This is a genomic window from Streptomyces nodosus (genome assembly GCF_008704995.1).
GTDB classification, from domain to species: Bacteria; Actinomycetota; Actinomycetes; order Streptomycetales; family Streptomycetaceae; genus Streptomyces; species Streptomyces nodosus.
The window spans coordinates 4377783-4390806 of sequence record NZ_CP023747.1 but is presented as its reverse complement, the minus strand read 5'-3'; the positions used below and the strand labels follow the sequence as shown (position 1 = coordinate 4390806).

The 13024-nt window shown below is 71.2% G+C and carries 14 protein-coding genes and 3 tRNA genes; 4 read left to right on the top strand and 13 right to left on the bottom strand.

The genetic code is table 11. The annotated features are described in order from the left end of the window. Positions 1-6: 6 nt before the first annotated feature. The 6 genes from CP978_RS19880 to CP978_RS19855 form a co-directional block, all read right to left on the bottom strand. On the bottom strand, positions 7-1062 hold the full coding sequence (locus tag CP978_RS19880) for a UDP-N-acetylmuramate dehydrogenase (protein ID WP_043442968.1): 1056 nt from the start codon (positions 1060-1062) through the stop codon (positions 7-9). Between the two features lie 139 nt (positions 1063-1201). Continuing rightward, positions 1202-1630, bottom strand: a complete 429-nt coding sequence (locus CP978_RS19875; RefSeq protein WP_043442966.1) for a MaoC family dehydratase — start codon at positions 1628-1630, stop codon at positions 1202-1204. Between the two features lie 5 nt (positions 1631-1635). Further along, on the bottom strand, positions 1636-2091 hold the full coding sequence (locus CP978_RS19870) for a MaoC family dehydratase N-terminal domain-containing protein (RefSeq protein WP_043442964.1): 456 nt from the start codon (positions 2089-2091) through the stop codon (positions 1636-1638). Between the two features lie 331 nt (positions 2092-2422). Then, a complete protein-coding gene (gene rpmG / locus CP978_RS19865) occupies positions 2423-2587 on the bottom strand; it encodes a 50S ribosomal protein L33 (protein ID WP_003948671.1) in 165 nt (54 codons plus the stop codon). Positions 2588-2674: 87 nt separating this feature from the next. Further along, positions 2675-2747: transfer RNA gene (locus CP978_RS19860), tRNA-Met, on the bottom strand. 46 nt (positions 2748-2793) lie between these two features. Continuing rightward, positions 2794-2866, bottom strand: a tRNA-Thr gene (locus CP978_RS19855). 351 nt (positions 2867-3217) lie between these two features. On the opposite strand from CP978_RS19855, the gene CP978_RS19850 reads away from it, so the two are divergent. Both CP978_RS19850 and CP978_RS19845 read left to right on the top strand, forming a co-directional pair. Continuing rightward, a complete protein-coding gene (locus tag CP978_RS19850) occupies positions 3218-4468 on the top strand; it encodes an amidohydrolase family protein (RefSeq protein ID WP_043442962.1) in 1251 nt (416 codons plus the stop codon). 112 nt (positions 4469-4580) lie between these two features. Next, on the top strand, positions 4581-5237 hold the full coding sequence (locus CP978_RS19845; protein WP_043442959.1) for an SDR family oxidoreductase: 657 nt from the start codon (positions 4581-4583) through the stop codon (positions 5235-5237). Positions 5238-5335: 98 nt separating this feature from the next. On the opposite strand, the gene CP978_RS19840 is transcribed toward CP978_RS19845, so the two are convergent. Next, positions 5336-5548 (bottom strand): hypothetical protein, encoded by a 213-nt coding sequence (locus CP978_RS19840; RefSeq protein ID WP_043442956.1) that lies wholly within the window; start codon positions 5546-5548, stop codon positions 5336-5338. Between the two features lie 138 nt (positions 5549-5686). Beyond that, a tRNA-Tyr gene (locus CP978_RS19835) sits at positions 5687-5768 on the bottom strand. Positions 5769-6009: 241 nt separating this feature from the next. Between CP978_RS19835 and CP978_RS19830 the strand changes: the two genes are divergently transcribed. After that, positions 6010-6498 (top strand): YajQ family cyclic di-GMP-binding protein, encoded by a 489-nt coding sequence (locus CP978_RS19830; protein WP_043442953.1) that lies wholly within the window; start codon positions 6010-6012, stop codon positions 6496-6498. Positions 6499-6592: 94 nt separating this feature from the next. Here the strand turns inward: CP978_RS19830 and CP978_RS19825 are convergent, their stop codons facing one another. Then, on the bottom strand, positions 6593-6859 hold the full coding sequence (locus CP978_RS19825; RefSeq protein ID WP_043442951.1) for a GlsB/YeaQ/YmgE family stress response membrane protein: 267 nt from the start codon (positions 6857-6859) through the stop codon (positions 6593-6595). A gap of 186 nt (positions 6860-7045) precedes the next feature. On the opposite strand from CP978_RS19825, the gene CP978_RS19820 reads away from it, so the two are divergent. Continuing rightward, positions 7046-8308: an APC family permease gene (locus tag CP978_RS19820; protein ID WP_043442949.1), complete on the top strand. Its 1263-nt coding sequence runs from the start codon at positions 7046-7048 to the stop codon at positions 8306-8308. Positions 8309-8455: 147 nt separating this feature from the next. Here the strand turns inward: CP978_RS19820 and CP978_RS19815 are convergent, their stop codons facing one another. The 4 genes from CP978_RS19815 to CP978_RS19800 all read right to left on the bottom strand — a co-directional run bounded on the left by CP978_RS19815 (position 8456) and on the right by CP978_RS19800 (position 13021). Continuing rightward, positions 8456-8848, bottom strand: a complete 393-nt coding sequence (locus CP978_RS19815; protein WP_043442947.1) for a YccF domain-containing protein — start codon at positions 8846-8848, stop codon at positions 8456-8458. Next, positions 8845-9708 (bottom strand): zinc metalloprotease HtpX, encoded by an 864-nt coding sequence (gene htpX / locus CP978_RS19810; RefSeq protein WP_043442945.1) that lies wholly within the window; start codon positions 9706-9708, stop codon positions 8845-8847. The genes CP978_RS19815 and htpX overlap by 4 nt, the downstream gene beginning before the upstream one ends. A gap of 209 nt (positions 9709-9917) precedes the next feature. After that, complete coding sequence (locus CP978_RS19805; protein WP_043442943.1) at positions 9918-11450, bottom strand: NADH-quinone oxidoreductase subunit N; 1533 nt, start codon at positions 11448-11450, stop codon at positions 9918-9920. Beyond that, entirely contained in the window at positions 11447-13021 is a 1575-nt protein-coding gene (locus tag CP978_RS19800) for an NADH-quinone oxidoreductase subunit M (protein WP_043442940.1), read from the bottom strand. Before CP978_RS19800 ends, CP978_RS19805 begins: the two co-directional genes overlap by 4 nt. Positions 13022-13024: the final 3 nt, after the last annotated feature.

Genomic DNA, 13024 nt, shown 5'->3' with positions numbered 1-13024 from the left:
CTCCGGTCAGAGGGTCACGCCGACCGTCACGGGCTCGTTCACCAGGGTGATCCCGAAGGCCTCGCGGACCCCGGCGACGACCTCGCGGGCGAGGGCGAGCAGATCCTCGGTGGTGGCGTCACCCCGGTTGGTGAGGGCCAGGGTGTGCTTGGTGGAGATACGGGCGGGGCCGGTGCCGTACCCCTTGGTGAAGCCCGCCCTGTCGATCAGCCAGGCGGCCGAGGTCTTGGTGTGACCGTCGCCCGCCGGGTACGCGGGCGGCTGCGCCTCCTGGCCCAGCCGTTCCCGCACCCGGGCGCGGAACGCGGCGAACTCCTCGTCCCTGAGGATCGGGTTGGTGAAGAAGGAGCCGGCCGACCAGGTGTCGTGGTCCTCCGGGTCCAGGACCATGCCCTTACCCGTCCGCAGCTTCAGGACGGTCTCGCGGGCCTCGGCCAGCGGCACCCGGTCACCGGGCTCGGCCCCCAGGGCGCGGGCCGTCTCGGCGTACTTCAGCGGGGCGGAGAGTCCCGCTGCGTCCTCCAGAGCGAAGCGGACCCGCAGCACTACGAAGCGGTCGGGGTCGGCCTTGAAACGACTGTGCCGGTACGAGAACGCGCACTCGGCGTTCGGGATCACAACCGTTTCACGCGTCCTTCGGTCGTAGGCGATCACCTCGGTGATCGTGGAGGAGACTTCCTGACCGTAGGCCCCGACGTTCTGGATCGGGGTCGCGCCGGCGGACCCGGGGATTCCGGCGAGGCACTCGATCCCGGCGAGACCGGCCTCGACGGTGCGGGCGACGGCGTCGGTCCACACCTCGCCGGCGGCCAGCTCCAGCCGCGTGCCGTCGAGCGAGAAACCCTCCGTCGCGATGCGCAGGGCGGTGCCCTCGAAGCCCTCGTCGCCGATGACCAGGTTGGATCCGCCGCCGATGACCAGCAGCGGCGTACCGGAGTCGTCGGCCTCCCGGACGGCGGCGATCACCTCGGCGTCGGTGCCGGCGGTGATCAGGCGGGTCGCGGGACCGCCCAGCCGGAAGGTGGTCAGCGGGGCGAGCGGGGCGTCATGGAGTTCCTGCACGCGCCAAGACTACGAGACGGCCCCGACGGCACCGGCGCATGGGCACGGCCCCGCCGGAGGGGGCCGACACCCGCAAGGGGCACCCGCACCTGGCGGACGCCCCTTGCCGAAGTCGCGGTCGAGCCGGACCGATCCGTCGTCAGGCCAGTCGTACGACGGCCCGGGACATGCCCAGCACCTTCTGTCCCGCGCTGGTCGCCGTGAGGTCGACGCGGACCCTGTGGTCGTCGAGCTTGGCCGCGACCTTGCCGCTGACCTCGATGAGGGCTCCCTGGTCGTCGTTGGGCACGACGACGGGCTTGGTGAAGCGGACTCCGTACTCGACGACGGCACCGGGGTCGCCCGCCCAGTCGGTCACCACGCGGATCGCCTCGGCCATGGTGAACATGCCGTGCGCGATGACGTCCGGCAGACCGACCTCCCGGGCGAACTTCTCGTTCCAGTGGATCGGGTTGAAGTCCCCGGAGGCGCCCGCGTATCGCACGAGCGTGTCACGGGTGACGGGGAAGGTCTGCGCCGGCAGTTCGGTGCCGATGTCGACGGCGTCGTAAGCGATCTTCGCGGTCATCCGGCTCATGCCTCCTCTTCGGGCGCCCGCGCCACGAGCTTCGTCCAGGCGGTCACCACATGCTCGCCGGCCTCGTCATGGACCTCGCCGCGGATGTCCAGGATGTCGTTGCCGGCCAGGGACTTGATCGACTCGATGGTCGAGGTGACGCTCAGCCGGTCGCCTGCGCGGACCGGGCGGGTGTAGGCGAACTTCTGGTCACCGTGCACCACGCGGCTGTAGTCCAGGCCGAGCTTGGGGTCCTCGACGACCTGGCCCGCGGCCTTGAAGGTGATCGCGAAGACAAAGGTCGGCGGGGCGATCACATCGGGGTGGCCGAGTGCCTTGGCGGCCTCACGGTCCGTGTAGGCCGGGTTGTCGTCCCCGATCGCCTCCGCGAACTCGCGGATCTTCTCCCGGCCGACCTCGTAGGGGTCGGTGGGCGGGTAGGACCGCCCCACAAAGGACTGGTCGAGCGCCATGGGCTCGGCACCTCCTGCTAGTTCATCGGGTCTGGCCGCGTCGAAGGCCGCCGCGGCGAAGCGCTGCCGCGCGCCGGTTCGATCGTCCGGTCCGGCCCATCTTCCTTCAGCCACCCGCTCGATGTCCGTCAGCCACCCGGTCGGCCGGGTCGTCCCGGACCCGGCCACGCGAACGCCGCCGTCCGGGGCGGCCGGTCACGGCCGCGCGCCCGCCGGTCTCACACGGAGGCCACCGGGAGGGAAGTCCCGCCGAAACCACGGCGGACACCGGTCACCGCAACGACGCGAGGCCGCCCCCTGGTGATGGGGGCGGCCTCGCGTACGAACTTGCTTATCGCGTCTCGCGGTGCGCGGTGTGCGCGTTGCAACGCGGGCAATGCTTCTTCATCTCAAGTCGGTCCGGGTTGTTACGCCGGTTCTTCTTGGTGATGTAGTTCCGCTCCTTGCACTCCACGCAGGCCAGCGTGATCTTCGGGCGGACGTCGGTGGCAGCCACGTGAGTGCTCCTTGACGAACGGATGGGGAATTAACGCAAGAAAGAGTAGCCGATCGAAGGACCGACCCCGCAATCGGCTACTGTGTGTAGCGGTGACCGGACTTGAACCGGTGACACAGCGATTATGAGCCGCTTGCTCTACCGACTGAGCTACACCGCTGCGATGCGATCGGAACCCGTCTTGCGACGGGGGCCTCTCACACCAGAGCCCCAAAACGGAATCGAACCGTTGACCTTCTCCTTACCATGGAGACGCTCTGCCGACTGAGCTATTGGGGCGAGCGATGAAGACATTACACGGTCGCCCGCCGTTCGCCCAAATCCGTTTCGCGGCACCCGCCCCGGCCTGTTCCGGGCCCTGCCCCGGGGGTTTCCCTCCGCCCCTCGCGCACCCGGCGCGACGGAACCTCCCCGCCCTGCGGGCACGACCACGACGGGGCTCCGTCCGGCCGCGCCGGGCATCACCCGGGCATAGGCGATCACGCCGGTCACCGGCGGTAAGGACCACACCGGTACGACTATTGCGCTCCTCCCCACCCCGGCCGGGTCGCCACCCTAGGCTCGACCCACCCCGCCTGATCTTGATCTTTGCCTCTGGTGCGCAACGGCCCTCGGAACCACAGGAGCGCGATGCCCGACAGCCGACCGCAGCCGCCGCCCCGCCTCTCCGCCCCGCCGCCGGAACCGGCCGGCCCGGCCGCGCTGCTGCTGAGCGGGGCACGGCTGTCCGACGGGCGGACGGTGGACGTGCGGCTGGGCGACGGTCGCATCGAAGCCGTCGGAACCGTCGGCAGCTTGGCCGCGGAGTCCGTCGGCGCCCATGTCGACCTCGAGGGTTATCTCCTTCTGCCGGCCCCCGCCGAGCCGCATGCGCACAGCGACACGGCCCTGTCCGCGGACGGCGACGGACCCGTCTCCTGCACGGCCGAGGAGGTCCAGCGCCGCACCACCGAGGCCGCGCTGCTGCAGCTCGGGCACGGCGCGACGGCGCTGCGCTCGCATGTGCGCATCGGTGAGGTGCAGGGCCTGGACGCGCTGGCGGCGGTCCTGAACGCACGGCGTTCGCTGTCCGGACTTGCCGAGCTGACGGTGGTGGCGATGCCGCGGGTCCTGACCGGGATCGCCGGGGCGGACGGCCTCGCCCTGCTGCGGGAGGCGCTGCGGAGGGGCGCGACGGTGGTGGGCGGCTGCCCGGACGCGGATCCCGACCCGGCGGGATACACGGAGACGGTCCTGGAGCTGGCCTCCGAGTTCGACCGCCCGGTGGACCTGCACACGGACGCCGGCGATCCGGCACGTCTGGCCCGGCTGGCGGCGATGGCGGGCGGTCTGCGCCCCGGGGTGACCCTGGCCCCGTGCGGCGGGCTCGGGCGTCTCCCGGCGGGCTCCGCGGCACAGGCCGCCGAGCGGCTCGCCGCCGCGGGAGTGACGGTGGTCTGCCTGCCGCAGGGCGGCTGCGGCGCGGTCGAGCGGCGCGGCACAGCTCCGGTACGGCTGCTGCGGTCCGCCGGGGTCAGAGTGGCGGCGGGCAGTGGGGCGCTCAGGGATCTGTCGAATCCGGTGGGGCGCGGGGACCCGCTGGAGGCGGCCTATCTGCTGGCCTCCCGCCATGGGCTGTCCGCCGAGGAGGCCTACGACACGGTGAGCGCGTCGGCGCGGGCCGTGCTCGGGCTGCCCGAGGTGCGCGTGGAGGCCGGCTTCCCCGCCGAACTGCTGGCCGTGCGCGGCGAACGGCTGGCGGGCGCGCTGTCGCTCGCATACAGCCGCGTCGTCGTGCACCGGGGCCGTGTGGTGGCTCGCACGAGCGCGGTACGGGAGTACTGCGACTCGGCGGCGGTGGCGCTGGACCTGCCCCGGCAGGGGCGGGCGCAGCCGTCCTGAACCCCGCCCGTCCGAGGTGCCGAGCGCGCAGGGCCTGATGTCCGCCGATGGAGGCAGAACCAGGCCTGAAGTCGTTCGGCGAAGGCGTCCGCCCCGGCGTACGGTCGGAGACATGCGCATTGTCATCGCTGGTGGTCATGGACAGATCGCGCTGCGGCTGGAGCGGCTGCTCGCCGCGCGCGGCGACGTGCCCGCGGGGATCGTCCGTCGTCCGGAGCAGGCCGACGATCTGCGGGAGGCGGGCGCCGAACCGATCGTGTGCGACCTGGAGTCGGCGTCGGTCGAGGAGGTCGCCGCGCATCTGGAGGGAGCCGACGCGGCCGTCTTCGCGGCGGGCGCGGGCCCGGGCAGCGGCGCGGCCCGCAAGGACACCGTGGACCGGGACGCGGCGATCCTGTTCGCGGACGCGGCGGAACGGGCGGGCGTACGCCGTTTCGTCATCGTCTCCTCGATGGGCGCGGACCCGGAGCACCGGGGCGACGAGGTCTTCGATGTGTATCTGCGCGCCAAGGGCGAGGCGGACGCCCATGTACGCGCCCACAAGTCCCTGGACTGGACGATCCTGCGTCCGGGCGCGCTGACGAACGACGCCGGCCGCGGCCTGGTGCGCCTCGAGGCGCACACCGGCCGTGGCGCGATCCCACGCGACGACGTGGCGGCGGTCCTCGCGGAGCTGATCGAGACCCCCGCGACGGCCGGTCTGGTCCTGGAGCTGACCGGCGGCTCGACCCCGGTCTCGGTGGCCGTGAAGTCGGTGGCGGGGAACTGACCCTTCCCTCGCGGGCCGGGCGGCCGGGCCGATGCCAGGGGCGCGGGCGGCGGCGCCTGACGGCGCGTCAAGGCCCCCCGTTCCCAGGGCCTGTCGTCTCAGAAGATCGGGAGCTGCCCCGGGAACTCCGGTACGGCATACCCGTCGAGAGCGGGCTGTGCGGCGTCGTGGTGGGAGAGCCGACGGGATCCCGGACAGGAGACCAGTTCCCCGCCGCGCCGCGCCCCGGGCGGATCGTGCCGTGCGAACCGCCCGGCGACCACGGCGATCTCCCGACGGCACTCGGGGCACTTCCTGCGACGGGAGGACATGCCCTCAGCCTACGAGACCCGAGTGCGCCGCCACGGAGAACGGCCCGGTCCGGCCGACAGGACGACGAGCACAAGGCGGGCGGGAACAAGAACGGCCCCCGACCAGATGCACTGGTCGGGGGCCGATTCCCACAAGCGTGGCGGCGCCAGGATTCGAACCTGGGAAGGCTGAGCCGGCAGATTTACAGTCTGCTCCCTTTGGCCGCTCGGGCACACCGCCGGGGTTCGTTGTCGTGGAGCCGCTTTCGCGGTGATCCCCGGCAACGACGTAAACAATACCCGATGCGGTGGGGTGCTTCGCCACCCGATAGTCGGCGCCCATCAGGGGCGCAGGTGGCTAGGCTTATCCGGATGCGGGCCCGCGATTCCCGTCGGGCCGGGCGGTCGCGCTCCCGCACGCCGAACGCATCCCGATCCACCCCGATCACCCCGATACAACCCGATACAAGGAGCCACAGGACATGGCCGACTCCAGTTTCGACATCGTCTCGAAGGTCGAGCGGCAGGAGGTCGACAACGCCCTCAACCAGGCCGCCAAGGAGATCTCTCAGCGCTACGACTTCAAGAACGTCGGCGCTTCGATCGCCTGGTCCGGCGACAAGATCCTGATGCAGGCCAACTCCGAGGACCGGGTGAAGGCCATCCTCGACGTCTTCCAGTCGAAGCTCATCAAGCGCGGCATCTCGCTGAAGTCGCTGGACGCCGGTGAGCCGCAGCTCTCCGGCAAGGAGTACAAGATCTTCGCGTCGATCGAGGAGGGCATCTCCCAGGACAACGCGAAGAAGGTGGCGAAGATCATCCGTGACGAGGGCCCCAAGGGCATCAAGGCCCAGGTGCAGGGCGACGAGCTGCGGGTCAGCTCCAAGAGCCGCGACGACCTCCAGGCCGTGATCGCCCTGCTGAAGGGCAAGGACTTCGACTTCGCGCTCCAGTTCGTGAACTACCGGTAGACGGTCCCCCGATGCGCAGAGGGTGGGCACCCCGTCCAGGGGTCCCACCCTCTGCGCTGTCGGCCGCGCCGCAGGCGGCATGTCAGGGCGCCTCTCAGCGGCGTGAGCCGCCGAACAGAACGCGGTAGATGATCAGCAGCACCAGTGAGCCGCCGATCGCGGCCGCCCAGGTGGCGCCGTCGTAGAAGTTCTTGGTGATCGGGTGGTCCAGCCATCGCGCCGAGATCCAGCCGCCGATGAAGGCACCCGCGATGCCGATGAGAGTCGTGCCGATGAAGCCACCGGGGTCCTTGCCCGGCAGCAGGAACTTGGCGATGGCACCCGCCAACAGTCCCAGAATGATCCAGCCGACGATTCCCATGCCCCGAACCTGCCTCTCCGTGCTTCTTGCCTGTGCTGTGCTCCTGCTCCGGCCAGGCTGTGTTCATGCGTCGATGCCGCTGGTGACGGTGGTGGACCGCGCTCGATCGTGCCCGGTGCACGCCCGTCGCCGGGAAGGACGCCTCCGCCGCGGTCGCCGGTTGCGAGGGTCAGTAGGGTTCGCCGCATGGCACAGTCCGGGGCACACCGGCCCGACGACATGGGGTTGCGCAGGACTCTCGGGGTCCGGGACGCGGTCGTCGTCGGACTCGGGTCGATGGTCGGCGCCGGGATCTTCGCGGCGCTGGGCCCGGCGGCACGCGCGGCCGGGTCGGGCCTGCTGATCGGGCTCGCGGTGGCCGCCGTGATCGCCTACTGCAACGCGATGTCCTCGGCACGGCTGGCCGCTCTGTATCCCGCGTCCGGCGGCACCTATGTGTACGGGCGGGAGCGGCTGGGGGCCTTCTGGGGCTATCTGGCGGGCTGGTCGTTCGTCGTCGGGAAGATCGCTTCCTGTGCGGCGATGGCGCTCACCGTGGGCGCCTATGTCTGGCCGGGGCAGGCGCACGCCGTGGCCGTCGTGGCCGTGGTGGCGCTGACCGCCGTGAACTACGGCGGCGTGCACAAGTCGGCCCTGCTGACACGGGTGATCGTCGCGGTGGTCCTGGCCGTGCTCGCCGCCGTGGTCGTCGTGTGTCTCGCGTCGGGCACGCTCGGTGCGGCGCGGCCGGCCGTCGGCGGCCCCGGAGGCTTCGCCGGGGTGTTCCAGGCGGCCGGTCTGCTCTTCTTCGCGTTCGCCGGGTACGCACGCATCGCCACCCTCGGCGAGGAGGTACGGGAACCGGCACGCACCATTCCGCGCGCGATCCCGCTGGCGCTGGCCGTCGCGCTGGTGGTGTACGCGGCGGTGGCGGTGGCCGTGCTGTCCGTGCTGGGGCCGGACGGGCTGGGGCGGGCGACCGCGCCGCTGGCCGACGCGGTGCGGGCGGCGGGCGTACCGGGTCTGGTGCCGGTGGTGCGCGTGGGCGCCGCCGTGGCCGCGCTGGGCTCGCTGCTGGCACTCGTCCTGGGAGTCTCCCGCACCACGCTGGCCATGGCCCGCGACCGCCATCTCCCCGGCGCTCTGGCGGCCGTGCATCCGCGCTTCCGGGTTCCGCACCGGGCCGAACTGGCCGTGGGTGCCGTGGTGGCCGCGCTCGCCGCCACGGTGGATGTGCGGGGCGCGATCGGTTTCTCCTCCTTCGGCGTGCTGGTGTACTACGCCGTCGCCAACGCGTCCGCCTGGACCCTGAGTTCGGCACCGGCCTCGCGCGTGGTACCGGTGGTCGGGCTCCTCGGATGCGTCGTACTGGCCTGTGCGCTGCCCGGGGTGTCGGTGGGGGTGGGCACGGGGGTGCTCTGCGTGGGGGCGGCGGCGTACGGCGTACGGCGCCGGATCGCGAGGCGGTAGACGGCGGCCGCGGGCCTCCGACGGCCTCTGACGCGCAGCCGGGTCATGGCCGCGCGCGGGAGCCCGGCCACGGGCCCGGGCCGCTCCGGTGCATGCCGAAGATCCGGGCGGCCCGTGAACGTCCCCCGGCCCCGGCAGGACCCTCCGTCAGCGCGTCGCGAACGGCTGGTCCGTGGGGACGATCTCGCGGCCCAGGGGGAGCAGCGAGACCGGGATGAGCTTGAAGTTGGCGATGCCGAACGGGATGCCGATGATCGTGAGGCACAAGGCGATGCCCGTGGTGATGTGGGCGAGGGCCAGCCACCAGCCCGCCAGGACCAGCCACAGGACGTTGCCGATGCAGGAAGGCGCTCCCGCGTCGCGGCGCTCGACCGTCGTATAGCCGAAGGGCCACAGGGCGTAGACGCCGATCCGGAACGCGGCTATGCCGAACGGGATGCCGATGATCGTGATGCAGAGCAGCACGCCCGCGAAGAGATATCCGAGGAACAGCCAGAAGCCGCTCAGGACGAGCCAAATGACGTTCAGGATTGTCTTCACTGGTGGCGACCTGCCATCTGTTCGAGCCGGCTGATGCGCTCCGCCATCGGCGGGTGCGTGGAAAACATCTTGGACAGTCCCTGGCCCGGACGGAAGGGGTTCGCGATCATCATGTGGCTGGCGGTCTCGATGCGCGGCTCGGGCGGCAGTGGAAGCTGCTGGGTGCCCGTCTCCAGCTTGCGCAGGGCGCTCGCGAGCGCGAGCGGGTCGCCGGTCAGCCGGGCTCCCGAGGCGTCCGCCTCGTACTCTCTGGAGCGGCTGATGGCGAGCTGGATGAGGCTCGCGGCGAGCGGACCCAGGATCATGATCAACAGCAGGCCGAGGATGCCCGGGCCGTCGTCGTCGTCCGAGCGGCCGAACGGGATCAGCCAGGCGAAGTTCACCAGGAACATGATCACCGAGGCGAGGGCGCCGGCGACCGAGGAGATCAGGATGTCCCGGTTGTAGACATGGCTGAGCTCATGTCCGATGACGCCGCGCAGCTCCCGTTCGTCGAGGAGGCGGAGGATGCCGTCGGTGCAGCAGACGGCGGCATTGCGCGGGTTGCGTCCGGTCGCGAAGGCGTTCGGCGCGTCCGTCGGCGAGATGTACAGCCGGGGCATGGGCTGACGGGCCTGGTTCGAGAGTTCGCGGACCATGCGGTAGAGGCCGGGGGCCTCGAACTCGCTCACCGGGCGGGCACGCATCGCACGCAGGGCCAGTTTGTCGCTGTTCCAGTACGCGTACGCGTTGGTGCCGAGTGCGACCAGGACGGCGACGATCAGACCCGTGCGCCCGAAGAAACTGCCGATGACGATGATGAGTGCGGACAGGCCCCCGAGGAGTGCTGCGGTCCTGAGCCCGTTGTGCCGGCGGTGCACGGTACGCCCTCCAAGTGGTGCGGCAGGGGAACCCTTTGTCTGCGGGTGCTGCTGACTCCACCTCTCAGTGGACCCTCCCGCACTGGTCAACGCCAGGCGGGAAGCCCGAGTTCCCTGCTGCCCGCCCCATGGGCGTGTGGGCCGTCCGGGTGAGGCGACGGCCCCCGCACGCGTGCGTGGGGGGCCGTGTGCGTGTGTGCGGTGGTCCGTCAGAAGAGAGCGGCGGCCGAGAAGCGCAGCACCAGCTGGGGCGCCCCGGACAGAACGATGCCCAGGACGGCCGTCAGGGCGATGGCGGCCGTGAGCGGGGCGGGGACCCGGAGCTTCTCCGCCGCCTCGCTCGGGACGGGGGCAGGTTCGCCCTCGGGGGCGCGGAAGAGCACGGCCGTCCACTGGAGGTAGTAGAAGAGCGCGATCACCACATTGACCGCCATGACCACGGCGAGCCAGCCGAGGCCCGCGTCGACGGCCGCGGAGAAGACGGTGACCTTGGCGAAGAGCCCGATGACACCCGGCGGCAGGCCCGCCAGGCAGAGCAGGAAGAACGCGAGGAACAGGGCGGCAAGGGGGTGCGAGGCGTACAGGCCGCGGTAGTCGGTGATGCGGTTCAGGGTCCTGGTGCGTCCGACGAGGGCGGCGACGGCGAAGGCACCCAGGTTCACCGCCGCGTACATGAGGGCGTACGCCACGGTGGAGCCGATGGCCTTCCGGGTGTCCTCGGCGTACGCGGCCGCGGCGATCGGCACCAGGAGGTAGCCGGCCTGGCCGACGGAGGACCAGGCCAGCAGGCGTACGGCGCTGAAGGCGCGGTCGGCCCGCTGCCGGAGTGCCCCGACATTACCGACGGTCATGGTGAGGGCGGCCAGCACGGCCAGGGCCGGGCCCCAGACATCGGCGTAGGACGGAAGGGCGACCACCGTGACGAGGATCAGTCCGGAGAAGCCGACCGCCTTGCCGACGACCGACAGATAGGCGGCGACCGGCAGCGGGGCTCCGACATAGGTGTCGGGCACCCAGAAGTGGAACGGGACGGCGGCCGTCTTGAAGGCGAAGCCCACCAGGGTGAGGACGACACCGGTCTGGGCGAGCGTGTGGAACTGGCCGTCCACATGCTGGATCCGTTCGGCGATCCGGGTCAGGTGCAGGGTGCCGGTGGACGCGTACACGAAGCTGATGCCCATGAGGCTCACCGCGGTGGCGGTGACGGAGGAGAGGAAGAACTTCAGGGCCGCTTCGGAGGACCTGCTGTCACCGTGGCGGATGCCGACGAGGGCGAACGCGGGCAGCGAGGCGACCTCCAGGGCGACGATCAGGGTCGCCAGGTCGCGGGCGGCGGGCAGCAGGGCGGCGCCCGCGGCGGAGGAGAGCAGCAGGAACCAGAACTCGCCCTCGGGAAGGTTCCGCTCGGCGTCCTTCAGGGCGGTGACCGAGAGAAGTGCCGCGACGAAGGCGCCGCCGAGGACCAGGAACTGGATGACGAGGGTGAACCGGTCCGCGGTGTAGCTGCACACCTGCGGGTCGCCGGTCAGGCAGAAGGTGGCGCGGTCGCCGTCCAGGAGCGGCAGCAGCATCAGTGCCGCGGCGGCCAGTCCGGCGAGGGAGATCCAGCCGAGGACGGCCTTGTGGCGCTCGCCGAGGAAGAGGTCGGTGACGAGGACGGCGAGTGCCACGACGGCCGCGACGGCGGGTGGCGCGACGGCCGTCCAGTCGACGGACTGGACGAGAGAGCTCATCGAGCTCATCGGATGCCTCCTGCGAGGAGCTGCTGCACGGCCGGGTCGGTCAGGCCGAGGAGGGCCCTGGGCCACAGTCCGGCGACGAGGGTGAGGACGACGAGCGGTGTCCAGGCCGCGAACTCGTACCGGTGGACGTCGGCGAGCTCGGGCGATCCCTCCGGGACGGCGCCCATGCAGACCCGCCGCACCACGATGAGCATGTACGCGGCGGTGAGCAGCGTGCCGAAGGCCGCGATCGCCATGAAGGTGAGGAAGGCGGGGCGGCTGAGGCCGGCGGCGGGCCGGAACGCGCCGAACATCGCCAGCATCTCGCCCCAGAATCCGGCGAGGCCGGGCAGACCGAGCGAGGCGACGGCACCGAAGGCGAGCAGTCCGCCGAGGCGGGGTGCCCTGCCGTAGAGGGCGGCGCCGGCCCCTTCGGCGAGGGAGTCGAGATCGGTGCTGCCCGTACGGTCCTTGACCGCGCCGACCAGGAAGAACAGCAGGCCGGTGATGAGGCCGTGGGCGATGTTGGCGAACAGGGCGCCGTTCACCCCGGTCGGGGTCATGGTCGCGATGCCGAGCAGGACGAAGCCCATGTGGCCCACCGAGGAGTAGGCGATGAGCCGCTTGAGGTCGCCCTTCGCGCCCCGTCGGACGAGGGCGAGACAGGCGAGCGAACCGTAGATGATCCCGATGACGGCGAGGGCGGCGAGGGACGGGGCGAAGGTGCGGAATCCATCGGGCGCGACGGGCAGCAGGATCCGTACGAACCCGTAGGTGCCCATCTTCAGCAGGACTCCGGCCAGCAGGACCGAGCCGACGGTGGGCGCCGCGGTGTGGGCGTCGGGCAGCCAGCTGTGCAGGGGCCACATCGGTGTCTTGACCGCGAGCCCGATCCCGATCGCCAGTACGGCGACGACCTGCACGGATGTGGTGAGGGACCGGCCGTTGTCAGTGGCGAGTGCCACCATGTCGAAGGTGCCCGCCCTGAGTCCGATCAGAAGCAGGCCGAGCAGCATGACCACGGAGCCGAGCAGGGTGAAGAGGATGAACCTCCACGCGGCCCGGGTCCGCCCCTCGCCGCCCCAGCGGGCGATGAGGAAGTACATCGGGATGAGCACCATCTCGAACGCGAGGAAGAACAGCAGCAGATCGAGGACGGCGAAGGTCGCGAGGGTGCCGGACTCGAGGACCAGCAGCAGGGCGACGAAGGCCTTCGGGGACGGGCCCGAGGGCATCTTGAAGTACGAGTAGACCGCGCAGAGGAAGGTCAGCAGCGCGGTCAGGACCAGAAGGGGGAGAGAGATGCCGTCGATGCCGAGGTGGATCCGCACATCGAGTGCGGGGATCCAGCTGATGTCGGTCGTGGCCTGCATCTTCGACGGGTGGCGGTGGTCGAAGCCGAGCGCCAGGGCGATCGCCGCGATGAGCACGGCGCCGGTGACGGTGACGCCGTGCCGCAGCACGGCCTGCCCGGGGGACTTCCCCTTCAGCCCGGGCGGGGCGGGCAGCAGGGCGGCCGCCGCGCCGATGAGCGGCACGACGACGATGAACGCCAGAAGAAGCTGCATCAGGGACTCGCTGATATCGATCACGCC

What these genes read in the sequence shown, in the direction of transcription:
- CP978_RS19875 (WP_043442966.1), bottom strand. Translation starts at nt 1,630, where the DNA reads ATGACCGCGAAGATCGCTTACGACGCCGTCGACATCGGCACCGAACTG.
- CP978_RS19870 (WP_043442964.1), bottom strand. Translation starts at nt 2,091, where the DNA reads ATGGCGCTCGACCAGTCCTTTGTGGGGCGGTCCTACCCGCCCACCGAC.
- CP978_RS19850 (WP_043442962.1), top strand. Translation starts at nt 3,218, where the DNA reads ATGCCCGACAGCCGACCGCAGCCGCCGCCCCGCCTCTCCGCCCCGCCG.
- CP978_RS19845 (WP_043442959.1), top strand. Translation starts at nt 4,581, where the DNA reads ATGCGCATTGTCATCGCTGGTGGTCATGGACAGATCGCGCTGCGGCTG.
- CP978_RS19840 (WP_043442956.1), bottom strand. Translation starts at nt 5,548, where the DNA reads ATGTCCTCCCGTCGCAGGAAGTGCCCCGAGTGCCGTCGGGAGATCGCC.
- CP978_RS19830 (WP_043442953.1), top strand. Translation starts at nt 6,010, where the DNA reads ATGGCCGACTCCAGTTTCGACATCGTCTCGAAGGTCGAGCGGCAGGAG.
- CP978_RS19825 (WP_043442951.1), bottom strand. Translation starts at nt 6,859, where the DNA reads ATGGGAATCGTCGGCTGGATCATTCTGGGACTGTTGGCGGGTGCCATC.
- CP978_RS19820 (WP_043442949.1), top strand. Translation starts at nt 7,046, where the DNA reads ATGGCACAGTCCGGGGCACACCGGCCCGACGACATGGGGTTGCGCAGG.
- CP978_RS19805 (WP_043442943.1), bottom strand. Translation starts at nt 11,450, where the DNA reads ATGAGCTCGATGAGCTCTCTCGTCCAGTCCGTCGACTGGACGGCCGTC.